This window comes from Ruminococcus sp. RTP21358st1_G6_RTP21358_211008 (assembly GCF_040908885.1).
GTDB classification, from domain to species: Bacteria; Bacillota; Clostridia; order Lachnospirales; family Lachnospiraceae; genus Blautia_A; species Blautia_A faecis.
Map to the genome: position 1 here is coordinate 17,109 of NZ_JBDGDM010000009.1, position 25,464 is coordinate 42,572.

General features: G+C 44.6%; 17 protein-coding genes and 1 pseudogene. 2 read left to right on the top strand and 16 right to left on the bottom strand.

What is annotated here, in order from left to right:
* Positions 1–2 precede the first annotated feature (2 nt).
* The 9 genes from AB5Z12_RS05060 to AB5Z12_RS05100 form a co-directional block, all read right to left on the bottom strand.
* Positions 3–944, bottom strand: coding sequence for an ABC transporter permease (locus AB5Z12_RS05060; RefSeq protein ID WP_173719035.1), 942 nt, complete (start codon positions 942–944; stop codon positions 3–5).
* Positions 944–2,074, bottom strand: a complete 1,131-nt coding sequence (locus AB5Z12_RS05065) for an ABC transporter permease (protein WP_173735179.1) — start codon at positions 2,072–2,074, stop codon at positions 944–946. Before AB5Z12_RS05065 ends, AB5Z12_RS05060 begins: the two co-directional genes overlap by 1 nt.
* On the bottom strand, positions 2,067–3,608 hold the full coding sequence (locus AB5Z12_RS05070; RefSeq protein ID WP_148462316.1) for an ABC transporter ATP-binding protein: 1,542 nt from the start codon (positions 3,606–3,608) through the stop codon (positions 2,067–2,069). The genes AB5Z12_RS05065 and AB5Z12_RS05070 overlap by 8 nt, the downstream gene beginning before the upstream one ends.
* Before the next feature lie 272 nt (positions 3,609–3,880).
* The gene (locus tag AB5Z12_RS05075; protein ID WP_173735180.1) at positions 3,881–5,047 is read right to left on the bottom strand and encodes a BMP family protein; all 1,167 of its coding nucleotides are present in this window, start codon (positions 5,045–5,047) and stop codon (positions 3,881–3,883) included.
* Between the two features lie 217 nt (positions 5,048–5,264).
* Positions 5,265–6,605 (bottom strand): MATE family efflux transporter, encoded by a 1,341-nt coding sequence (locus AB5Z12_RS05080; RefSeq protein WP_173716882.1) that lies wholly within the window; start codon positions 6,603–6,605, stop codon positions 5,265–5,267.
* A 253-nt stretch (positions 6,606–6,858) separates the two neighbouring features.
* A complete protein-coding gene (locus AB5Z12_RS05085) occupies positions 6,859–7,401 on the bottom strand; it encodes a GNAT family N-acetyltransferase (RefSeq protein WP_148462320.1) in 543 nt (180 codons plus the stop codon).
* 141 nt (positions 7,402–7,542) lie between these two features.
* On the bottom strand, positions 7,543–8,052 hold the full coding sequence (locus tag AB5Z12_RS05090; protein ID WP_148462322.1) for a Uma2 family endonuclease: 510 nt from the start codon (positions 8,050–8,052) through the stop codon (positions 7,543–7,545).
* 463 nt (positions 8,053–8,515) lie between these two features.
* Positions 8,516–11,146, bottom strand: coding sequence for a pyruvate, phosphate dikinase (ppdK, locus tag AB5Z12_RS05095; RefSeq protein ID WP_173771075.1), 2,631 nt, complete (start codon positions 11,144–11,146; stop codon positions 8,516–8,518).
* A gap of 166 nt (positions 11,147–11,312) precedes the next feature.
* Positions 11,313–12,569 carry a 6-phosphofructokinase gene (locus AB5Z12_RS05100; RefSeq protein ID WP_148462325.1) on the bottom strand — a complete coding sequence of 419 codons (1,257 nt, stop codon included), beginning with the start codon at positions 12,567–12,569 and terminating at the stop codon, positions 11,313–11,315.
* 302 nt (positions 12,570–12,871) lie between these two features.
* Here AB5Z12_RS05100 and AB5Z12_RS05105 point away from each other — a divergent pair, with 302 nt between their 5' ends.
* Together AB5Z12_RS05105 and AB5Z12_RS05110 are read left to right on the top strand one after the other, a co-directional pair.
* Positions 12,872–13,750, top strand: coding sequence for an aldose 1-epimerase family protein (locus AB5Z12_RS05105; protein ID WP_173716884.1), 879 nt, complete (start codon positions 12,872–12,874; stop codon positions 13,748–13,750).
* 28 nt (positions 13,751–13,778) lie between these two features.
* Positions 13,779–13,861, top strand: a pseudogene (locus tag AB5Z12_RS05110) (DUF6783 domain-containing protein); the annotation flags it as partial.
* A 112-nt stretch (positions 13,862–13,973) separates the two neighbouring features.
* Here AB5Z12_RS05110 and AB5Z12_RS05115 read toward each other — a convergent pair.
* The 7 genes from AB5Z12_RS05115 to AB5Z12_RS05145 form a co-directional block, all read right to left on the bottom strand.
* Positions 13,974–14,069 (bottom strand): DUF6783 domain-containing protein, encoded by a 96-nt coding sequence (locus AB5Z12_RS05115; protein WP_368366372.1) that lies wholly within the window; start codon positions 14,067–14,069, stop codon positions 13,974–13,976.
* The gene (locus AB5Z12_RS05120; RefSeq protein WP_173769365.1) at positions 14,050–15,093 is read right to left on the bottom strand and encodes an acyltransferase; all 1,044 of its coding nucleotides are present in this window, start codon (positions 15,091–15,093) and stop codon (positions 14,050–14,052) included. The genes AB5Z12_RS05115 and AB5Z12_RS05120 overlap by 20 nt, the downstream gene beginning before the upstream one ends.
* Positions 15,094–15,273: 180 nt before the next feature.
* Complete coding sequence (locus tag AB5Z12_RS05125; RefSeq protein WP_173735377.1) at positions 15,274–16,668, bottom strand: glycine--tRNA ligase; 1,395 nt, start codon at positions 16,666–16,668, stop codon at positions 15,274–15,276.
* Between the two features lie 209 nt (positions 16,669–16,877).
* Complete coding sequence (recO, locus tag AB5Z12_RS05130) at positions 16,878–17,645, bottom strand: DNA repair protein RecO (RefSeq protein ID WP_173771076.1); 768 nt, start codon at positions 17,643–17,645, stop codon at positions 16,878–16,880.
* A gap of 2 nt (positions 17,646–17,647) precedes the next feature.
* On the bottom strand, positions 17,648–18,556 hold the full coding sequence (gene era / locus AB5Z12_RS05135) for a GTPase Era (protein WP_118578648.1): 909 nt from the start codon (positions 18,554–18,556) through the stop codon (positions 17,648–17,650).
* Between the two features lie 31 nt (positions 18,557–18,587).
* Positions 18,588–21,512: an insulinase family protein gene (locus AB5Z12_RS05140; protein WP_173771077.1), complete on the bottom strand. Its 2,925-nt coding sequence runs from the start codon at positions 21,510–21,512 to the stop codon at positions 18,588–18,590.
* A 273-nt stretch (positions 21,513–21,785) separates the two neighbouring features.
* On the bottom strand, positions 21,786–25,464 hold a 3,679-nt coding region (locus AB5Z12_RS05145), incomplete at its 5' end, for a SpaA isopeptide-forming pilin-related protein (protein WP_368356965.1).

A 25,464-nucleotide genomic window follows, 5' to 3' on the forward strand; every position in this document is an offset into this window, starting at 1 on the left:
TGTCACCTCTGTCCTTTATCGTACGGAATGCCTTCCGCCTTCGGTGCCCTGGAGTTCTTGGATACAAACACCAGAACGATCAGGGAAATAATATATGGGAACATGTTGTATAATGTGCTGGGAAGCTTCAAGGCTACCAGCGCATCAAATCCTGTGTATACGTTTGACAGCGCACGGAAAAGGCCGAACAGAAGAGCTGCCAGTCCGATGTTTACCGGCTTCCACTGTCCGAAGATCATAACAGCAAGGGCAAGGAAACCAAAGCCGGCAACTCCGTTCTCAAATTTCCACTCACTTACACCGGCAGTAATATAAACCAGTCCCCCAAGACCGCCAAGTGCACCGGAGATCAAAACGCCAGCGTAACGCATTTTAAAAACATTGATACCTACTGAATCGGCTGCCTGTGGATGCTCACCACATGCCATCAGACGAAGTCCGAATCTGGTCTTATAAAGTACCACATAAGAAGCAATGAGGATCAGCAGTGCAAAAAGCATGAACCAGCTGAATTCAAATTTTCCAATTCTTATCAGGAACGCTTTCTTGGCCACCTTGTAAGCAACTGTGGAAGAAACGTTGTCTGGATTTTCTGCCATGTTGATGGCTCTTACGATAACAACAGCTGCTGCCGGTCCAAGAAGATTCAGGGCCGTACCAACCAGTGTCTGGTCTGCATTGAAATGAATGGCAGCCACACCAAGGAGCAGGGAAAATATCATTCCCACAAGCACACTGGCCAGAACCACCAGAAGGATCACAACTGGTGCCGGAGCGGAATCCGGAAGATATTTCATCATCAGGGCACCGCCAAGTGCACCCATAACCATAATTCCCTCAAGACCAATGTTGATAACACCGCTGTGCTCGGAAAAACAGCCGCCAAGTGCTACGAGAATCAATACAGAAGCAAATATTAATGTATACTGAATCAATAATAACATTATTTTTCTCCTCCTTTTGCAGCTTTTTTCTCATCTCTCCTGTCGAGATAACGGTTTAACCAGAGTTTGAAGAAGAATACAAATCCACACAGATAAATGATAAACGCGGAGATCAGATCAGAGATCTGTGCACAATACATGGTCTTATCCACATAACTTCCACCACTTGTAATGTGCTGGATAAAATAAGAGGAAAAAATTGCTCCGATGGGATGAAGGCCGCCAAGGAAGGCTGCTGCGATTCCATTAAAGCCCATGCCCGGAACGGTTGTCTGCTGAACCATCCAGGTCTCAATTCCGCTGAGATAGAAAACAGCTGCGCCAAGTCCTGCAAGGCCGCCAGCGATCATCATGGTTACAATGGTATTTCTCTTCTCTTTCATGCCGCAGTATTTTGCAGCATTTTTGTTCATACCTGTTGCGCGAAGCTCAAAACCGAATTTTGTTTTTTCCAGAAGTACCCACACTACGATCGCCATTACCACAGAAATAATAAGACCGATGGATACGAATTTGTTTCCGGAAAAGATCTCGTCCAGTCCACAGTTAGGAAGAAGAGCTCTCTTATTGCCGCTGGAAAGATCTACGGTGTATGGAGTAGACTCGGATTTCACCTGGGTAAGAAGCATATTCACCACATACAGGGAAATCCAGTTCAGCATGATACAGGAAATAACCTCGTTTACATTGAAGTAAGCCTTCAGTGCACCGGAGATGCCGCCTACCAGGGATGCGATCACGATTGCTGCGATCATGCATACATACCAGGGCATGCCAAGTTTTAATGCAAAATACAGGGAAGCTCCGGCTCCAACTACATACTGTCCTGCTGCTCCAATGTTAAAAAGTCCAACCTTGTAAGCAAACAGAACGGACAGGGAACACATCAGAAGTGCGGAAGCCTTTACCAGTGTGGTTCCCATATATTTCATCATAGCCTTCTGGCTTGGATAGTAAAAATAATTCTTGATAATTGCGGTAATCGCACCTGCAGCTCCTGCAGGATTGATAATAAGAAGTACCAGATAACCGATGAGAAGACCAATCACAATGCATAAAAGAGAGGCAATGATGGTCTGAACCGCATTGTTTCTCAGAATGCTTTCTTTCTTTTTGGATTCATTATTCATTGCTCTTCGTCTCCTTTCTCTTTGATCCTGCCATGTAAAGGCCAAGTTCCTCTACGGTTACTTTCTTCGGATCAAATTCTCCTACGATTTCACCTTCGTACATTACCAGAATCCTGTCTGATACATTCATAACCTCATCCAGCTCCAGACTGATCAGAAGAACGCCTTTCCCTGCATCCCTTGCCTGTACCAGCTGTTTGTGAACATGCTCGATTGCTCCAACATCCAGTCCTCGGGTAGGCTGAACTGCGATCAAAAGCTCCGGATTCTTATCAATCTCACGGGCAATGATTGCTTTCTGCTGGTTTCCACCAGACATGGATCTCGCCTTGGTGATGGCACCCTGACCGGAGCGGATATCGTACTGCTCAATCAGGCGGTTGGCATATTTGCGGATCTCTTTGCGTTTCAAAAAGCCCAGTTTATTGGTGAACTGTGGTTCGAAATATCTCTGAAGGACAATGTTGTCTTCCAGGGAATAATCAAGTACCAGGCCGTGTTTGTGACGGTCTTCCGGGATATGGCTCATGCCGGAGGTAAGACGCTCACGGATTGGCATGTGAGTAATGTCTTTTCCATTCATAGTGATAGCGCCGCTCTTCAGTGGCTCCAGGCCGGAAAGTCCATAAACAAATTCGGTCTGGCCATTTCCGTCGATTCCGGCGATACAGACGATCTCACCTCTGTGAACCTGAAGGGAAACGCCGTTGACTGCGTTATTCTTATGATGCTTGGAAGCAACCACCATATCCTTGATATCCAGAACAACTTCACCGGGCTTTGCTTCTTCTTTCTCTACAACGAAGTTTACGTCTCGTCCAACCATCATGGCAGAAAGCTTCTCCGGGTTGGTATCTCTGATGTCTACAGTTCCGATGCATTTTCCCTTACGAAGAACGGTACAGCGGTCTGCAACCTGCATGATCTCACCAAGCTTGTGGGTAATGAACAGAATGCTTTTGCCCTCTGCTGCCAGGTTCTTCATGATCTGCATCAATTCCTGAATCTCCTGCGGGGTAAGTACTGCAGTAGGCTCATCAAAGATCAGGATCTCGTTGTCACGGTAAAGCATTTTCAGGATCTCGGTTCTCTGCTGCATACCTACTGTGGTATCCTCGATAATGGCATCCGGGTCTACAGAAAGACCATATTTTTCAGAAAGGGCCATAACCTTTTTACGCGCGCCCTCTTTCTGAAGGAAACCGTTTTTTGTGGTCTCAACGCCAAGGATAATATTATCCAGAACACTGAAGCATTCTATCAATTTGAAATGCTGATGTACCATTCCAATGCCCAGGTCATTTGCATCGTTTGGATCTTTGATTTCAACTTTCTTTCCATCTTTGTGGATCTCGCCCTCTTCCGGCTGATACAGACCAAACAGAACGCTCATCAAAGTGGATTTACCTGCTCCATTTTCGCCAAGCAGAGCGTGGATCTCACCTTTTTTTAACTGAAGTGTGATATTGTCATTTGCGATGATTCCGGGAAAACGCTTGGTTATTCCCAGCATTTCAATTGCATATTCACTCATCTTCGCTTTCTCCTTTTTTCATGGCAAAGTCGCAGACAGAAAGCACAAGTAATAAAACGGTTACTGATCACTTCATTCACCAAAAACCTCTCGAGTGAACAGTACTATAAGTCTTATTATGACGGCACTTACGTAAAAAAGGGGAGTGGCCACTGCTCACTCCCCTTTTTCTCACTGCATGGCCATTCTTCATGTTAAGACCAGTCTGCTTTCCTGTCAGAACCCTACCCGTGATTTATAATTGCATTTACTATGCGGAGTAGTTGGTTGTCTTATTTGATGCTGCCGTAATCATTTACTGTGATCTCAGTCTCTGGCATTGCTGTGATGTCGCTGCTTACTTCAATCTCGCCATTGTATAATTTCTTTACAAGATCTTTGTAATCATCTACAGTGAAATTGTCATCCCACTGGGTTGTCTCCATTGGGAGCTGTACGTAGTTGTCTTCCGGGTTCTCAGATATAAGACCAAGGTTGTCGATCTTTCCAGCGTAATCAGATTCCCAATTGCCATCCTTGATCGCATCAAGTGCAGTCTTTACAGTCGGTGCAAGACCCTTCATAGCGGATGTAACAGTGATGTCCTCGCCGATGATTCCGGACTGGTCAGAGTCAACACCGATTACCTTGCCGTCAACCTTCGCTGCTGCTTCTGCTGCAGATGTGTAGATTCCACCGCCGCATGCGAATACAACTTCTACACCCTTGCTTCCGTACCAGGTATCCATGTAAGCTGTGATGTCTGCGTCGCCGTAGAACTGTCCGCCGCATACATACTCAAGTTCAACGTCACTTGTGATTCCAAGCTCTTTGGCTGCTTCGTCTACGCCCTGAACATATCCATATCCAAAACGGGTAACAGCCGGTACAGACATACCGCCGAGGAATCCAAGATGCTTGTATCCAAGCTTCACAGCTGCATATCCAGCCATGTATCCGGAAATCTCTTCCTGATAGGTACAGCAGTAAACATTGTCTGCATTGTAGTAATCGGTCACTTCATAATCATCCGGATTGTAGGTGTATCCTTCGCCAACACCTTTCTCACAGATATCGCCTGCACTTACGTCTGGTGCAATAAACTTCACGTCCGGATACATCTCAGACTGCTCTACGATAGTAGCTGCGAACATATATCCCGGAAGTACGATCACGTTAGCTCCATCTGCTACAGCCTGGTCAACACTTGCGTTACGTGCCTCATCAGAGTCGCTCTCTGGTTTATAATAGTTGAACTCAGAACCATTCTCTTCGGACCACGCCTTACATGCCTCGTAAGTGGTCTGGTTAAAGCTCTGGTCTGTAATATCACCGGAGTCAGTTACCATGGCAATCTTCATATCTCCAGCCTCAGCCTTCACCTCTGTCACTCCGTAAGCTGGTACAAGGGAAAGTGCCATTGCACCTGCAAGAACCATAGCTGCAATTCTTTTCTTCATATTATTTTTCCTCCTTTTTTTAAATTGGCTTTGTTATCTCTACAATGACATATGTCTCACTTTTAAAACAGGACACATGTCCCTTTTTCTATATTTATTTTCATTTTCGTACAAAAAGGATATTTTTTCAAGTGTTTTTTAGTATATTTTTTTATATTTGGTTTTTTATCAAAAGACATATGTCTCTTTTTTTATTTTCCGTATCATATATTTTGCATTAATGATATTTATGCATCCGCACATAATAGCTGATACATAAAATCACAGTAGCTCCGCTCCATGCTGCAATCTCCGCAAAGAAAATACCGTCCTGCCCGATAAAATGGGGAAGAATCAGCGCAGCACTGATACGCATGACAAATTCGGCCATACCACTTACCATAGGCATTAACGTATCTCCCAGTCCCTGCAGTGCAGATCTGTACACATACAGGAAGTACAACACCCAGAGCATGGCAGCCATAATAGAAAGGTATTTAAAAGCAATTGCAAGTACCTCCTTTGTCTGCTGCGGTTCACCTGAGATGAAAAGTGAGAGGATATTTTTTCCAAATAAAAACATGGCAATAGAAATGATCAGTGAGGTTAGCAGGGAAAGCAGCATACTGCTGCGGACACCTTTCCTGATCCTGTCAATCTTTCCGGCTCCCAGATTCTGGCCCACATAAGTAACGATGGCATATCCATAGGAAATCGCTGCCATTTCCAACAGACCATAAAGCTTGTTTGTAGCTGTAAATCCTGCCACAAAAAGAAAGCCATAGCCATTGATCACGTACTGGACTACCAGACCGCCTACACCGATAATGATATTCTGAAATACAACAGGAATACCAAGCTTCATCAGACGGGCATTCATTCCTGCGGCAGACATAAAATCTGCTCTGGACAGATGAACAATATCAATTCTGCGTAAAATCAGGAAACAGTACACGGCAGAAAAACTCTGCGCAATCACAGTTGCGATTGCTGCCCCTGCCACACCCCATCCGAAGCCTGCCACAAAAAGGATATCCAATGAAATATTCAGTACAGATGCGATGATCATTGCCGTTAATGGTGTTTTACTGTTTCCCATAGCCCTTAAAGCAGCGGCAAACATATTATAAGCTGCAGTAGCCGGGATTCCGCAGAAAATAATACGCAGATATAATAATGACATTCCAATAATATTGGAAGGTGTATGCAGCCCTGTTAATACCAGTGCAGCAAAGGACTGGCTGAGAATGAATACTCCCACTGCGATGAATGCAGTCAGCCGGTAACTGTGTGCCAGAGATTTACGCAGATTTTCAAAATCCTTTGCACCATAATACTGGGAGAGCTGAATAGAAAATCCCTGAGTGAGACCAGTGGATATTCCTGTGACAACCCACATCAGAAAGTCAACCGCACCCAGTGCTGCAAGAGCCTCCACACCTGCAATCTGGCCAACGACCATAGTATCCACCATTGTATAAAGCTGCTGACAGATATTCCCCAACATCAAGGGAATTGCAAAAAGAATGATCAATCTCCCCGGCGAACCAGAGGTCATATCCTGAATCTTGGTTTTCATTAGTATAAACTTTCCTTTCCGAAGCATATTTGAGCTTCAATGGGGAATCAATACTCAAAATTAACGTCCATAATAATTCCCCCTTTGAGGCATATCATATGTTTATTTCAATTACATTAATTATAGTTTTTACTTATTTCTACGTCAAGCATATTACAGATCCGAATAAAAAGGAAACGGTAATCGTTTTAAACACGCTCTAGAAGAAAAAATGCACCAACCCGCTTGAGCCAGTGCGCATTTCGAGAAAATGTTATTTATATAATTTCTCCCAATGATCTTTTGTCATTACATTGGTATGTCCAACACGTACTTCATTAAAAAGTGGCACAGGAACTTCATTACAGGTATGATGGAAAACAAAGCCTAATTTTTCTTGTACGCGCTTTGATTTCCGGTTTCCATCGTAATAACCACACCAGATGGTTGTCATGCCAAGATCTTCAAACCCATGTCGTATTAGTGCACTGGCAGCTTCCGGCATATAGCCTCGTCCCCAGAATGGCTGCCCAAGCCAATATCCAAGTTCACATTCGTCATCCCGTTCGGTCATATCTGTATGGCTATTCAGAATTAATTCTATGCTACCAATCGCAATGTTATTTTCTTTTCTACAGATTGCGTAACACTCTGCTCCATTAAGCACATTTCTGATTACGTTTTTACTTTCTTCTACATTTTTGTGAGGAGGCCAGCCTGTAATAGGGCCAACTTCCGGATCCTTTGCATATTCAAATAAGCTTTCTGCATCTTCCTCAGTCCATTTTCTTAATATTAATCTTTGAGTTTCCAGCATTATCTTTTACCTCAACTTTTGTATTTCATTTCTTATCATACCAAGTATCAAATGAATCGTTCATCACAATTGGCGAAATCCAATAAAACTGCAATTTTATTTAGTAGCTGGCATATTTACTGCTGTCTTTGTTATAAACCACTAATCAATTTCCTCAAATAGTTCATCAAAGGTGATCTTTATTTGAGGGAAATGAATTAAGTGTAACTCGTCTTTATTTTCTTCAGTAATCGTCTTCAAAAGGTAGTATTTCGGAATCTCTCCTTCATAGTCTAGTTCATAGATTTCAACTGTTCTTTTACGCCAGTCAACAATCCAATACTCTTCAATCTCCTGTTCACAATATAACTGCATTTTCTCTGTCCGGTCATAATTTTCTGTTGATGGTGACAGAACTTCCATAACAAAACGCGGCGCATCTGTAAAAGTGTTTCCACGTCTTGATTTTGTACGGCAGTTTATGGAAGCATCAGGAATTACAATCTTGTTGTTTCCCTGATTATCTTTGAAACGATATTGAACATTATCCGAATATACATAGCATGTACTATTCTTTAACTGATATCTGATTGCTGCAACAAAATTTACAATTACCGCAGAATGTTCCGGCGTAGCTCCTGCCATATCTGTTATTTTCAAATCCCAATCCATGTTTTACACTCCTTTGTTTTATAATGTGGGTCAAGTTTATTATTAACCATTCCATTCACCTTTTTTATATTGAATGTATACAATTATTTTTGTTTACTTCATTATAACATCATCCCGGTTAATTAGAAAAGTAATTTTTATGTTACTGTTCACTGGTAACATTCCGCGAGGTGTTTTTTGTGAACAAAGTTCACAGAAAACCCGAGAATTGCGGCGCGAAATCATGCGAATGCATGATTTCTGTGCATCGCGGAGCGGTTACTGGTCACGGAGTGAACAGTAACATTTTTATCCGCCTCCTGTATTGGCATAATTTGCTATCGATTTTGCCCGGTTAGTTGTATTACATTTCATAGAAACAAAAAAACCTTGAAGAACCGTATTTCTACAATTCTCCAAGGTTATTCTTACGCTTGGACACATGTCACACCGAAGTATGACTTAAATATATATTCAGAATGAATTATTTATTTTTCTGAGCGATAGCTGCCTGAGCTGCTGCCAGACGAGCAACCGGTACACGGAATGGTGAGCAAGATACATAGTCAAGACCGATCTTGTTGCAGAACTCTACAGAAGATGGATCTCCACCGTGCTCTCCACAGATTCCGATGTGAAGGTTCGGGTTAACTGGCTTACCAAGTTTGATAGCCATATCCATAAGCTTACCAACACCAACCTGATCCAGTTTTGCAAATGGATCGTTCTCGAAGATCTTAGCATCATAGTAAGCGTTAAGGAATTTACCAGCGTCATCACGGGAGAAGCCGTATGTCATCTGAGTTAAGTCGTTGGTACCGAAGCAGAAGAAGTCAGCCTCAGAAGCGATCTGGTCAGCTGTAAGAGCTGCACGTGGGATCTCGATCATTGTACCTACTTCATATTTCAGATCTACGCCTGCTGCTGCGATCTCAGCGTCAGCTGTCTCAACAACAAACTTCTTAACATATTTAAGCTCTTTGATATCGCCTACTAACGGGATCATGATCTCTGGGCAGATATTCCAGTCAGCGTGAGCTTTCTTTACATTGATAGCTGCACGGATAACTGCTGTTGTCTGCATCTTAGCGATCTCTGGGTAAGTAACTGCCAGACGGCATCCACGATGTCCCATCATTGGGTTGAACTCATGAAGAGAAGCGATAATTGTCTTGATCTCTTCTACAGTCTTGCCCTGAGCATCAGCAAGCTTCTTGATGTCTTCCTCTTCTGTAGGAACGAACTCATGAAGCGGCGGATCCAGGAAACGGATTGTTACAGGGTTGCCCTCGAGAGCCTCGAACAGACCTTCGAAGTCTTCCTGCTGATATGGAAGAACCTTAGCAAGTGCTGCTTCTCTCTCCTCAGCTGTTGTGGAGCAGATCATCTCACGGAATGCATCGATACGTCCCTCACCGAAGAACATATGCTCTGTACGGCAAAGACCGATACCTTCAGCACCAAGCTCAACTGCTTTCTTAGCGTCAGCAGGAGTATCAGCGTTTGTACGAACCTTCATTGTTCTGTACTTGTCAGCCCATGCCATGATACGTCCGAACTCACCAGCGATTGTAGCGTCTACTGTCGGGATGATTCCGTCGTAGATGTTACCTGTTGTACCATCGATGGAAAGGAAATCTCCCTCGTGGAACTCTTTGCCAGCAAGTGTAAATTTCTTATTAGCTTCGTCCATAGCGATATCACCGCATCCGGATACACAGCACTCACCCATACCACGGGCAACTACTGCTGCATGAGATGTCATACCACCACGAACTGTCAGGATACCTTCAGCAGATTTCATACCTGTGATATCCTCTGGGGATGTCTCAAGACGAACAAGGATAACCTTCTCGCCTCTCTCAGCCCACTCTACAGCGTCATCAGCTGTGAATACGATCTTACCACAAGCAGCTCCTGGAGAAGCTCCAAGACCTTTGCCCATTGGTGTAGCAGCTTTCAGAGCCTTAGCGTCGAACTGCGGATGAAGAAGAGTATCAAGGTTACGAGGATCGATCATAGCTACTGCTTCTTCCTCTGTTCTCATTCCCTCATCAACAAGGTCACAAGCGATTTTCAGAGCAGCCTGAGCGGTTCTCTTACCATTACGTGTCTGCAGCATGTATAACTGGCCATGCTCAACAGTGAACTCCATATCCTGCATATCTCTGTAGTGTGTCTCCAGAGTATGGCAAACTTCTGTAAATTTCTTGAATGCTTCCGGGAACTTCTGCTCCATCTCAGCGATGTGCATAGGTGTACGAACACCAGCAACAACGTCCTCACCCTGTGCATTGGTAAGGAACTCACCGAACAGACCTTTGTTTCCTGTAGCTGGGTCTCTTGTAAATGCAACACCAGTACCACAGTCATCACCCATGTTACCGAATGCCATCATCTGTACGTTAACAGCTGTACCCCAGGAATATGGGATATCGTTGTCACGACGATATACGTTGGCACGTGGGTTGTCCCAGGAACGGAATACGGCTTTGATTGCACCAACTAACTGCTCTTTCGGGTCAGCCGGGAAATCGGAACCGATTTTTTCTTTATATTCAGCCTTGAACTGCATAGCAAGTTCTTTAAGGTCGTCAGCTGTAAGCTCAACGTCAAGTTTAACGCCTCTTTCAGCTTTCATTTTGTCGATAAGCTCTTCGAAATATTTCTTACCAACTTCCATAACTACGTCAGAGTACATCTGGATAAATCTTCTGTAGCAGTCCCAAGCCCAACGTGGGTTGCCGGATTTCTCAGATAATACAGCTACAACGTCTTCATTTAAACCAAGGTTCAGGATAGTATCCATCATACCTGGCATAGAAGCTCTTGCGCCTGAACGAACGGAAACAAGCAGAGGATTCTCGATGTCACCGAATTTCTTTCCGGTAACTCCTTCCATCTTGGTGATTGCTTCCATGATCTGACCCATGATCTCGTCGTTGATCTGTCTTCCATCCTCATAGTACTGAGTACAAGCTTCAGTAGTGATTGTAAATCCCTGAGGTACAGGAAGTCCAAGGTTTGTCATCTCAGCAAGGTTAGCACCTTTACCACCCAGAAGGTTTCTCATATCAGCGTTACCTTCTGTAAACATGTAAACCCATTTTGCCATTTTACATTTTCCTCCTAAAAATTTGTTCATTGGTAACTGTTCAGTATCTTCACAGTTACTTTCATAAACATAAACTATGTTTTATACGCACATAGTTATTTTATAGGCTTATTCGTCATTCGTCAAGGTAATTCTGGCAAAAAACAGTCAATTTTTTATCATTTTCTCAATTTTTCTTTTTTCTTCCAGTATTCAGCACCAGATGACGGGGAACACCATTTACCATGATCGGCTGATAATCGCCCTGGATCAGTGGTTTAATATAGTCGATAAAGTCCTTGGTCACATTATTTGCATCCTTGTTCATCCAGTTTCTCGGAACCAGCTTCTCTTCATTGGCGATTCGGTGTACATCGTAAATTCCAGTAGCTGCCATATATGGATCGTCGGATACACGGTCGATGACTACCATCTTGCCGGTGTCACCTTCATCTGCTGCCTTTACGGCTGCACCGCCAACCATCATAGCCTCATCAATATCCACCCGGGATGCCATATGGGAAGCGCTTCTCTGAAGGGTGGAAAGCTCTACGGCACGGGTCTTGCAGCCGCACTCTGCTGCCAGGAAATTCGCCAGATAGGTGGCAGTTCCCTGCAGCTGCTTGTGTCCAAATGCGTCCACATAATCTCCTACGCTTCCAAGCTCGCAGACATAACGTCCGTCAGCCAGCTTGATTCCTTCGGATACAGCAATGACAACGGAGGATTTCTTTTTCAGAAGGTCTTTCACTTTTGCGAGGAATTTCTCAATATCAAAGGGAACCTCCGGAAGGTAAATGAGATCTGGTCCTTCGCAGTCTTCTGACTTGGAAAGTGCAGTGGCGCCTGTAAGCCAGCCCGCATTTCTTCCCATGATTTCCATAATGGTAATCATATTTTTCTTATAGGTGAGACCTTCTGCGTCACGGATCACTTCCTTGGTGGAAGCTGCTATATACTTGGCTGCACTTCCGAAGCCTGGGGTATGATCGGTAAGTGCAAGGTCATTGTCAATGGTCTTCGGAACACCAAGGAATTTCTGGGTCTGTCCGGTAATGATGGCATAATCAGACAGCTTCTTGATGGTATCCATGGAATCATTTCCGCCGATGTAGATAAATGCATAGATTTCCAGTTTATTCAGAATATCGAAGATTTTCTCATAGATAGCTCTGTCTTCGTGGATTTCCGGAAGCTTATAACGGCAGGAACCAAGAAATGCGGACGGAGTCCTTTTCAGAAGCTCAATGTCAAGCTCGGAATGAATCTGGGTAGAAAGGTCGATATACTGCTCGTCAAGCAGCCCCTGGATTCCGTGAAGCATTCCATATACCTTGTCAAAGCCACGCTCTACTGCATTCTTGTATACGCCCGCAAGACTGGAATTAATTACAGATGTTGGTCCGCCGGACTGTCCTACAATAATATTTCTTTTCTTTGCCATGGTGGTATTCCTCCTCTATTTCGAATGGATGTGGGTGTCGAAAATTTCTATGCCATTCACCCTATAATTGTATAGTTTACCAAAGGCATATAACAAAGTCAATGTGATATTGTACGTTTTGCATATTTAATTATGTTTTTATGTCATTTTTATATGAATTATTTATATTTTGGACAAATAATGCAATTTTTTGATGGTGAAATTTACAGATATAGTGATATAATGGAGAAAACGCGCTCTGTGGAGTGCAGCAGACAGAATTCGCGCTCCACATATAACATCACACATGGAGGTTTTACATCATGAAAAGAGTTTTGGAAAATGACTTTCTGAAAGTGACCATTGACGACCATGGGGCTGAGCTGGTCAGCATTTATGACAAAGAGAAAGACCGTGAGGTGATCTGGCAGGGAGATCCCAGGTTCTGGGGACGTCATGCGCCGGTTCTTTTTCCAAATGTAGGAAAGCATTATGGAAATCATTACCGGATCGGTGATAAGGAATATGCTTCCAAGCAGCATGGCTTTGCCCGTGACACAGATTTCACATGTATTGATTCCACACTGGATTCCGTAACCCACCAGATTCGTTCTACAGAAGAGACCAAAGAGGTTTATCCTTTTGATTTCGTGCTCCGCATCCGTCATATTCTGAAGGGGCGCACCCTTACAGTCAGCTGGAAGGTAGCAAATAACAGTGACACGGATATGTATTTCGCCATCGGCGGACATCCGGCATTTCGTGTACCGGTTCTGCCGGATACCAGAAGAAGTGATTACCGTCTTACCTTCGACGGACAGGAAAGCCTTACATACCTTCTTCTTGATCCGGAGAGCGGCACGGCCAAGGCTGAGGAAAAGGCCACTCTGAAGCTGGAAAATGGCACCTGCCAGATTGAGGATCACATGTTTGACCACGATGCACTGGTATTTGACAATCAGATCACAAGGGCTGGCATCCAGCTGCCAGACGGCACTCCTTATCTGGAGCTGCGCTGTGTGGGATTCCCCAATTTCGGGATCTGGTCAGCTTCCCAGGATGCCCCATTTGTCTGCCTGGAGCCATGGATGGGACGCTGCGATGATTGCGGATTCACAGGAGATCTGTCGGAGAAACCATTTATCAATCATCTGAAAATGGATGAGATGTTTGAAACGGCATATACTATTGAAATATTCTAAATCGTGTTTGAAAAGGGCTTTCTGCAAGATGTTCGTCACAATTTGTGGGAGATCATGCCCGGATGAGGGCGCCGCAGCGGGCTACGCAACCGAATTTGGGCAAAATATACCGCAAAGCGAGGCGTGCAGATTGTGGGAATGATTTTTCAGACACATTCTAAGCAGAGCAAAAAAATATCGGTACACTTCCGCGCTTCTGGAAGTGTACCGATATTTTATTCACTCACTTTTCAGTTTCATAAGGCATCCTCAGTTTTTTCCCAGATTGTGTCTGAAAAAGGCTTTCTGCAAGATGTTCGTCACAATTTGCGAGAATGATTTTTCAAACAGGCTCTAGCATTAGCGTAAACTGCCACCATCACCACAGTAACCGCAAACACAAACATCATCCCATACTGATGGTATCCCTTTGCGAGCAGGCTCCTTCTGCCTTTAAAGCATCTGGACAAGGCCTGCAGAACCGCATAGTGAAGAACATAGATAAGCATGGAATAGTCTTTTCCCACTTTTGCCAATGCTCTGGTAAGAGAATTCTCCACATAAAAATTCTGCCAGCCAATAAAAAGAAGAAAGATGCAGATTGCCAGAAAAATGGTTCCAGCATACTCTTCCTGGGTTCCCAGGACATTTCGCTTTTCCAGCCACTTCTGCTCCATAACAGCCATATTCCAGAAAACAGGAAGTCCACACAGCAAAAATCCCATTTTCTTCCTGTCCAGAAAGCTAAGAAGAGCCTCCTTTCTGGATCCAAACCAGCAGCCCAGCCAGAAAAAGGGAAGTCCGCAGTACAGAAAGTTCCTTGCATAATAAATATGACAGTCTTCTTTTCCCACAAAAAACAGGGAATAGCTTCCCTTTATGAGACTTCCCGCCAACAGCACCGGAATCGCCAGATAAGCCAGCTTTCTCAGTCCCAGATGTTCTACAATAAAAGCAATTACAAGCACATAGAGAAGTGCCTGCAGATACCACAGGTGCGGTGAAAGCGGGGAAAAATTCCACAAAATAAAATCCTCCGGAACTCTTTTCTCAAACCTTGCAAGCAGTGCTTCTTTTATATTTTCTCTTTTCTCAACTGCCAGAAGGATTTCCCATAGCAGGTAAAACAGATTTGCGCCAATGGTAATGGTGAAAATTTTGCCAAACTGCTTCAGTTCCCGTTTCTTCGCCACTGTTTCCGGGTAAAAGAATCCGGTGATCATAAAAAACACAGGCACTGCAAAACGGCACAGGATCAGGAATTCATCTCCCCCCTGTATTTCCAGAGGCTTGTGGATCTCAACCACTGCAATAGCAGCCAGGCATTTCAAAATATCAATACACGTCCAACGTCTTTTTTTCATTTCCTCGTAACTCCAATAACTGCTGTTCCGGGCAAATACGGACAGCAAAAGGACCAACCATCTGATTTCAGAAAGTCAGCCCTTTTATTACTTTATATACACTCCACGCGGTTTCCACACGCTGCTGCGGCATTTTCAGATTCCTGTTATATGAGGATTCTGAACTGCCTGTCACATAAATCAGAATGTAAATTTATCTGCGAAGTAAGCATCCAGCTCATCAATCTTAATACGAACCTGCTCCATGGAATCACGGTCACGGACAGTTACCATTCCGTCAGTTTCGGAATCGAAATCGTAGGTTACGCAGAACGGAGTACCGATCTCGTCCTGTCTTCTGTAACGTTTACCGATGTTTCCACGATCATCAAATTCGCAGTTGTATTTCTTTGATAACTGAGCGTAGATTTTCTCAGCGCCCTCGTTCAGCTTCTTGGAAAGCGGAAGCACACCGATCTTAACCGGTGCAAGTGCCGGATGGAAGTGAAGGACTGTACGAACGTCGTTCTTCTCTGCATCCAGAACCTCCTCATCATATGCACTGCAAAGGAATGCAAGAACCACACGGTCAGCACCAAGTGACGGCTCGATTACATATGGGATATATTTCTGCTTCTTCTCATCATCGAAGTAAGTAAGATCCTGTCCGGATACATTCTGGTGCTGGGTAAGGTCGTAGTCTGTTCTGTCTGCGATTCCCCAAAGCTCGCCCCATCCAAATGGGAAAAGGAACTCAACGTCTGTAGTAGCCTTGCTGTAGAAGCTCAGCTCTTCCTTGTCATGGTCACGGTAACGTACTTCCTCATCCTTCAGTCCAAGAGAATGCAGCCAGTTCAGGCAGAAGCTCTTCCAGTATGCAAACCACTCAAGGTCTGTGTCCGGCTCGCAGAAGAACTCAAGCTCCATCTGCTCGAACTCACGGGTACGGAATGTGAAGTTACCAGGTGTGATCTCGTTACGGAAGGATTTACCGATCTGACCGATACCAAATGGAATCTTCTTACGGGATGTTCTCTGTAAGTTCTTGAAGTTTACAAAAATACCCTGTGCTGTCTCAGGTCTTAAATATACAGTATTCTTAGCATCCTCAGTTACGCCCTGGAAGGTCTTGAACATCAGGTTGAACTGACGGATATCTGTGAAATTGTGTTTGCCACAGGAAGGACATGGAACATTATGCTCTTCGATGAAATTCTTCATCTCTTCCTGAGACCATCCGTCTACAGAGCTCTCAAGCTCAATGCCGTGCTCCTGGCTGTAGTCCTCGATGATCTTGTCTGCGCGGAAACGCTCATGGCACTCTTTACAATCCATAAGCGGATCAGAGAAGCTTCCCAGATGTCCGGATGCGACCCAGGTCTGCGGGTTCATCAGGATGGCACAGTCAACACCTACGTTGTACGGAGACTCCTGAATGAATTTCTGCCACCATGCGCGCTTTACGTTATTCTTAAGCTCTACGCCAAGGTTGCCGTAATCCCATGTATTCGCAAGACCTCCATAGATCTCAGAACCCGGGTAAACAAATCCTCTTGCTTTTGCCAGAGCAATAATCTTGTCCATTGTTTTTTCCATGATATCTCTCCTCATTGTTTGATAGATGATTTTCTAATATTATACTCGCAACTTTTCTTTTTGTAAAGTTATACCGCGTACTCAATTCCGTACATTCTGCCGCAAAAACACAATTTCCGCACTTTTGAACAGCAAATCATGTGCTGCTATCGAAGTATAGAGCAAAGCACGTTAATCAGCTTTCCTGTTATGTGCAACATCCAATCCACTTACATCATAACTTCTAATATCTGCAAACTCTTAAATTTCTTATCCGTATTCCCTGCCACATAAGGCTGAATATGCCGTTCCAGCTCCCACAGCACCTCATCGGTCACTGTAAAGCTGTATAGCTTCGTCATGGGCGAGCTTACAATGTACTGCATGGTATAAAGTGCTGCCGGGGAAATCCGGCGGGCGGTTCTGGCTTCTCCGGGGCTTGCTTTCTTCAGGCAGTCCCCATCCAGGATTCCATGTGCCTCCTGGGAAAAGAACAGATTCTCTTTTCCGGTGATCTCCTCCCCACAGTTCACACACCGGAAAAGCTCCGGCATCAGCCCCTGCTCTGTCATAGTTCGCAGTTCAAAAATGCACCTTACCAGCCGGTCATCGATCTCCGGATTCAGGAGAGCCTTCACAGTAAGATAAAGAAGATTCATCATATTCTTCTCATCTGTGCCCTCTCTTCCGAAATAATCTGCCAGTTCCAGAAAGTAATAACCATAATAAACTCCCGGCTGTCTGGCGGCCAGCTCCACAAAATGATGGGTCACGGTCACCTGGTTCAGATTGTAGCTGCTGCGCCCTTCATACAGGGTGAAGTTCCCGAACACAAAAGGATTGGCAGCTGCCATAAACGGGCTGTTCTGCCGTCTGGCGCCCTTGGCGAAAGCGGAAATCTTCCCCCTCTCCCTGGTAAGAAGCACGATCCGCTTGTCATACTCTCCCACAGGCTGCGCAGAAAGTACAATTCCCTGTACCGTGATCAGATCACTCATATTCAGATTTCCTTCTTATCATATCCAAAGTTTTTGATCATAAAATCACTGTCACGCCAGTCTTTTTTCACCTTTACCCAAAGCTTCAGGTTTACCTTGGAGTCCAGCATACGTTCCAGCTCAAATCTGGCGTTGCTGCCGATCTTCTTCAGCATGGCACCGCCTTTTCCAATGATAATGCCCTTGTGGGAATCCCTCTCGCAAATAATGGTCGCCTCAATATCCACCATAGGATTTTTGCCCGGACGCTCCTTCATTTTGTCAATTGCCACTGCGATTCCATGTGGAATCTCCGCATCCAGTGCGTGAAGCGCCTTCTCACGGATCACCTCTGCCACGATCTGGCGCTGAGGCTGGTCCGTTACGGTATCCTCATCATAGAACATGGGTCCATAAGGCAGATATTTCAAAATACTGTCAATAATATCCTCTGTGTTCTGTCCGCGGAGTGCAGAGCAAGGGATAATCTCTGCAAAATCACAGATCTTGCGGTACGTATCGATTGCCGGAAGGATCTCCTCTTTTTTCACTGTATCGATCTTATTAATGATCAAAATGACCGGCACGCCAACGCCCTGGAGCTGCTCTGCAATGTGGCGCTCACCGGCTCCAATGAAGGTAGACGGCTCAACCAGCCACATAATTGCATCCACCTCTTTCAGGGTACGCTCTGCAACGGCTACCATATACTCTCCAAGCTTATTCTTCGCCTTATGGATACCAGGCGTATCCAGAAAAACGATCTGTCCCTTCTCACAGGTATAGACTGTCTGGATGCGGTTTCTGGTGGTCTGGGGCTTCTTGGATGTGATCGCGATCTTCTGGCCGATCAGATGGTTCATCAGGGTAGATTTCCCAACGTTCGGGCGGCCAATAATTGCAACAAATCCGGATTTAAAATCTGGTGTCATTAAAATATATCCTCATCTTTCTTAACTTTTATCAGCAGCTTACCAGCGGCTTGGTCTCCATAAATACATCCTTCGCCTTCTCGATTGCATTCTCGCTTCCAACCACACAGAGCTGGTCATCGGAGAGAACTGCCTGGATCAGAGGAGCCAGTGCATGGATATCCTCTACTGTAGCATTCAGGATCTGGTCACGCTCTTTTTGCAACATCTCCACAGTGAGACCGCGGAAATAAGCCATTCTGCCAAGGGCGCCCTGTGTCTGCGGTGTTCTTGGAACATCCTTTCCGCTGATGGTACCGATAATGTATTTGGTCATCTCACGTTCATCCGCTGCAAAGGTACGCACATATTCCGGCACACCCTCATATATTTCAAGAGTTCTGCGAAGATGGGGATCTCTGTAGGAAACGAAATAACTCTCCCCGCTTCTCTTAAAGCCGCTCATACAGCCGTATGCGCCCCCCTTTACACGAAGATTGATCCACAGATAATCATAGCTTAAGGCAACCTTCAGAATTTCCAGGGCACCGGTATAGGTAAAGCCTTTTTTTACAAAGTTACCGGTTCTTGCCACATACTGAACCTGTCCGGAGGTCTTAAAGCCCTCGTTCTTTTTCCTGCAGGTAATGGCAGTTTCCGGAACCTCACAGGTACTCTCCGGCAGACTCTTCTTCAGGGCACCGCTTAAGGCCTTCACCTGTTCCACAGACTCTCTTTCTCCGGTATAGCTTACCATGAAGGAATCCTTTCGGATGATCTCTGCCATGGCATTCTGAAGTCCGGCTACGATCTCGTCCTTTTTCTCCTGAAAATTCTTCTCAAGGTCTTCGATAAATTTGTAATAGCCAACGCCTGCCATCTCATCCTGATATTCTGCCATTGGAGAACCGTAGGCAGCGCTGCGGAGTACTGCTGTCTGATGGCCTGCGCCAATCAGGGAAGCCTGTCCTCTGGACCTGATCTCCCCGATAATCTCACCAAGACGTCTGGTATCTGAAAGCTTAGAAGTATTCAGGATTTCTTCCATCATCTGGAACAGGAAATCCATCTGGGAATACAGTGCTTTGCCACGGATGGTAAACATGGTACGGAATGCTTCCGGGTCGTTCGCCTTGTCAAAAACATCTATGCCGCACTGGATACCGCCGGTTCTGGCATTGGTCTCATTAAACAGCTGACCGTAAGTGTAATTCTTTGTATCCACATATCCGAGAACAGACTTCAAAAGTCCAAGATAATGGACCTTCTCAACAGCCATATCCTTAATCTCGAACATAATATTTACATAACCGATTCCATTGGTGCATACATCCTGATACAGGAACAGACTGTCCTCCACCTGAAGCTCTTCATTGGAAAAACCATTCACTTCTTTGCGGATATCGGAACGCTTCAGCATAGGAATGCATTCCAGGTCCTCCGGTCTCTCCTCAGACTCCTGGTAAGCCTCAAGGGCTTTTGTCTTTCTTACCATTTCTTCCAGCTGTTCATCGGAAAGGCTGCTTCTGTATGCTTCCAGCCTGTCTGCCAGCTCTTTCTCACGCTGGGCTGCAAGACCGCGCTTCGGCACAAGAGTCAGGATCGCACCATGTGTATTGTCCAGAAGCCATTTCTGGATCAGATTCTCGAAATAGCCTTCATTTACTGCAATTTTCAGCTGATCATAAATCTCCAGAAGCTTTACCTGGGAAAAAGCATTCTCATCATCATAAAGCCAGCTTCCCATAATATCCAGTCCATACATCAGACCTTTTGGAAACTGTCCAAAATCTGCTTCGCGGTAACGGAACTCCATGTAATTGATTCCGGAAAGAACCGCCTTCTTATCAATTCCATTTTTCACAATGTCCTGAAGGCAATTTCGGATAATGGAAACAAATTCCTCCTTCCGGGCAGCTCTGGCACCTTTTGCAATCACGGAGAAATACGGCTGCAAAACACCGTCGCTGTAATCGCCATAAATATCCTTACCGATTCCGGCGTCCAGAAGAGCCTGCTTCAGCGGTGCTCCCGGCGCACTTAAAAGTGCATAATCCAACACATCAAATGCCACACCCAGGGTACTGTCCATGGCATTTCCTACAACCATGTTATAGGAGAGATAGGTGTTATCCTCTTCTTCCTCGTTCTCCGCAATGGGATACTCGATCTGCAGGTCTTTCACCTGGGAAAAAGCTGCCTGCTCCTTAATACTGGAATCAACGTCCAAAGCCTCAAATGCGGACAGATATTTCTCATCAATAAATCGCAACTTCTCTTCCATGTCCATATTTCCGTAAAGGTAAATATAGCTGTTGGACGGATGATAGTAGGTGCGGTGGAAATCCAGAAACTCTTCATAGGAAAGCTCCGGAATATTCTCCGGATTGCCGCCGGATTCCACGCCGTAGGTATTGTCCGGGAAAAGATGGTTCATAATTTCTCTTTCCAGCACCTCGTCCGGGGAAGAAAATGCGCCCTTCATCTCATTGTATACAACACCATTGTATGTGAGCGGGCCTTCCTTCTTCTCCAGATGGTAATTCCATCCTTCCTGGCGGAAAATCTCCTCTTTCTTATAAATATTCGGGTAAAAAACAGCGTCCAGATACACATGCATCAGGTTCTGGAAATCCTGGTCATTGCAGCTTGCCACCGGATAACAGGTCTTGTCCGGGTAGGTCATGGCATTCAGGAAGGTATTCAGAGAGCCCTTTACCAGCTCTACAAATGGATCCTTCAGCGGAAACTCGCGGGAGCCGCACAGAACGCTGTGTTCCAGAATGTGGGGAACACCGGTGCTGTTCTTCGGCGTAGTACGAAAGGCAATGGAAAATACCTTATTCTCATCATCATTCTCGATCAGAACCAGTCTGGCTCCTGTTTTCTTATGGCGAACCAGATATCCGGCGGAATGGATATCGGTCAGATTCTCCTGTTTCAAAACCTCGTATGCAGGAATGTTCTCTTTTTTCATTTTTTCCTCCAAATAGTGCCCAATCAGTTTGTTTAAACAACCGGTATTGGGATGTATTTAATTCATTTCTTCGATTATGCTGAATTACACTGCACTTAAAAGCTTTATACAATGCAGCTGATAATTCCGGAGCATCTTCAACTTCTTGCATTAGTATAACACACAAAAAAGTATCTTACTACAACAAAATTCTTTTAAAAAGAACCGCCCCTGCGGGCGAATCTGGTAGGATTCTTCCTGCAGGGGCGGTTCTGATTATTTAATTGTGATTTGTTAATCCTGTTCTTTTTTGCGGCGTCTTCTGGTTGTTTCTTCGATTGCGAGAGCTGCAACAAAGAACAATGCCATATAGAAGCCGATTGGTGTGTCATCACCTGTCTTAACACCTGTGGAGGTGCCTGGGGTTGGTGTAGGAGTTATGGTCTCCTCAGGAGTTACAGTAGGTGTTGCTTCCGGTTGTTTCTGGTTAATGATGGTTACCTCTGCATTGAGATTATTTTCATCAAACAGTACATTTCCATTTTCAACAGTTACTGCGTATCTGAATCCGTCTGTACCATCTACCAGATTTCCTTCTGCATCTGTCTCTGCAACATAGAGCGTAAAGGCTTCATCCGGTATTACAACTGCCTGTGTACTCTCAGATACTGTGGAGCCGCCTGCAAGATCAAGTGTCAGGATGTTCTTCTCTGTTCTTGTGGAAAGAGTTGTGCACTCTTTGTCATCAAAGATACCTGCATAGAAAATCTCATCACTTTCCAGGGCATTTCCATCTGCACCAAGAAGCTTCTTGGTTACATTCAGAGTCGCGATCTTGTAGAATCCATCCGGCCATTCGCTGAACTGGTTCTCGAATGTGATGCTGCTCTTTGCGCCATCCTCAGTTACGGTGATTGCCTGTCCCTGTGGATAAACCGGTACATAAACCTTTTCATCCGGCGTCATGCCTGAATCAATTGCTTTTCCGGTTACATCTGTCTCACTTACATAGTAGGTTCTTCCAAGATCCAGATTGGTAAAGGTAACTGTGGAAGAAGATGCATTCTTAAACTCAAGTGCTTTTACATCAGAAGCAGGAATTGTGCATTCTGCATCTGCGAAAAGTGCTGCGTAGAAGGTCATATCCTTAGCGCCTGCAAGTGCATCGTTCAGCTTCAGTTCCTTGGTGATCTCAATAGCAGCGGTCTTGCTCTTTGTCATGGCATCCTTCATCTCAACTGCATTTTTGGTGTCATCTGCATCAACAGTGAAGGTGATCGGCTCTGCGATCTCATATCCTGATGGTGCTTCTGCCTCAACCAGTTTGTAGGTCTTGCCAAGAACAAGTTTCGCTGTGATCACATGTGGTGTACCATCTGAGGTCCACTCTTCCACAACCTTATCCTGGTCATCTACTACCTGAAGTTTTGCTCCTGCAAGAGCTTTCAGGGTGGTGTCGTCTACCTTGGAAATGGTAACCTTGGTAGTATCGTTGACAAATTTCATGGCTGTCTCAGTGTAATCTTCTCCATTTACCTTGGTGGTAAGCTTCAGAGTTCCGTCACGGTTGTCTTCTACATTTACAGTTACTGTATAAACAGTTTTGTCGTATACGTAGGTGTCTGCCTCTGATGGGAGCTTTTCGTTTACGGTGTAGGTAAAGGTCTTGCCAGCATCTTTCTCTGTATAGGAAAGCTTGCTGAAGCTGATCGCACCTTTCTCGTCGTTCTTAACTGTCTCAATTACCTTGCCATCTGCATCTTTCAGTTCGAATTCGAAGGTTCCAAGCTGCTCAGCTTCTACCTTCATGGACTTCTGGGCTTTCAGTTCAAGGTCAGCGGAAGCGCTGTAGGTATTCGTGAAGGTAACTGCTCCAGTGAGGTCTTCACTCTTTACAGGTTCGCCGTTCTTTGTGACAGAAGTAACTTTCGCTGTTAACTTGCCTGCATTGTCGTCTGTTACGTCTACTTTTACAACGTATTTTCTTTCATCATACTGGTATGCCGGTTTCTCATCTTTTACTTCTGTGATCTGGTAATAATGGGTTCCGGATTCCTTGTATGTGATGATTGGGAATGTGATGGTGCCGCCGTCAGCATTCTTCACAGTTTCGTTGTAACCATTTTCTACTGCCTTTCCATCTGCATCCATTTCTGTTGCCTGGAAGCTGAACTGCTCTGCTTCCAGTGTCTGGCCTTCCAGAGTCTTGGTTGCACCAAGAGCGATCTGACCAGATGTGGTGTAGGTGTTGGTAAATTCCATACCTGTTACAGTGGCATCCTCAGAGGTTGCCTTGGAGGAATGGATGACTGGGGTTACGGTTAAGGTACCGTTGCCTGCATCTGTTACGGTTGCGTTGATGGTGTAGATGGTGTCGTCGTAGGTGTAACCTGCTGCGTCACCTTTCACCTCATTTACGGTGTACTGGTATTCGCCGGTATCATCTACTTTCTTATCTGTGTTGTCTTTTACAAGGCTGTACTTGATTTCGTCAAAGGTTACGTTTCCGTCAGCATCGTTGGTCTTGGTCTGAAGAACAGTGCCATCTTTGTCGCGAAGTTCGAATGTAAACTGACCTTCTGTAAGTGGTGTCTCTGTGGTTGTCAGAGTCTTCTTAGCTGTCAGGTTCAGACTTCCGGATGCGGAGTAGGTGTTCTTCATCTCAACTTTGTTGTCGATGTCATTCTCACTTACCGTAAACTCAACAGGATCTGCCAGGGTATAACCAGCTGGAGCGGATTTCTCGACTAACTTGTAGGTTTCGCCGAGGATCAGTTTGCCAGTGATTACGCGTGGGTTGTCCTTAGTTGAAGTTGTCCAACTATCGATTACCACGCCGTCCTTGTCCTGGATTTCGAGTACTACGCCTGAAAGCTGATTGCCAAGGGCGTCTACTTTGGTGATGGTTACCTTGGTGGTGTCATCTTCTACCAGGTATACCTTGTTACCATCTGTATCTGTTGTAGTTTTTGCATTGGTTTCAATAGTTCCATCTTTTTTAACAGTAAACTCAATATCTGTTGCATACTTATAACCAGCAGGAGCTACTGTTTCTCTAAGAATATAGCTCTTTCCAGCTTCAAGTTTAGGACCAAAGTCGTGAGTTTTACCTTTTTCAGAAACCCACTCATCTACAGTCTTACCTGTTTCCTTATCAATTACTACAAGATGAGCACCTTCTACTTCTTTACCATTTCCAAGTTCTACTTTGTTGACATTGAAATGTAGTTTGGCATCTACCAGAGTCAGTTTATTGCCAACTATTGTTTTGTTGTCCACTGTAATAGTTCCATCAGCTTCTACTTTAAAGGTAATTGGATCAGCTGCAACATAGCCTGTCGGAACATTAATTTCCTCCAGTGTATAAGTGTTTCCTGCAATCAGCTTACCAATAATATCATAGCTGGTATCATCTGTTTTCCAGCTTGCTACTACATTTCCATTATCATCTTTTACAGAAATCTGAAGCTTTGCATTCTTTACTGGATTTCCTTCATCATCGACTTTGTCGACAGTTACTGTAGTTGGAGTATTGACTACATCATAATTGCCAATTCCCTGTGCAGTAATATATCCATCTACTTTATCCTCTGTTATGGTGTATTCAATTTCCTGCCCTTTTTCGTATTTCGGCTGATCTGCAAATTTCCATTTCCAGTCATCTGTCTTTGTTACAGTCTTGGAAGCAACCAATTTTTTATTTGCATAAAGATTAATAGTGATAGTTTCTGGTCTGATGTCTGCATTGCCATTGTCATTCCAGGTCTTGGTTCCTTCAATGTTCACACTTTCTGGAGTGTGGATATTGGTTATCACATAACCGTCTTTGGCGCTTCCACTTACGTTTGCTGTATAACCGTTCACATTTGTGGTTTCAACTACGGTATACTTGATTTCCTGTCCCTTCTTATATTTATCCAGATCTTGGAAGGTTCCCTTCCAGCCATTGCCTTCATTCAGCTTCAGGACTTTT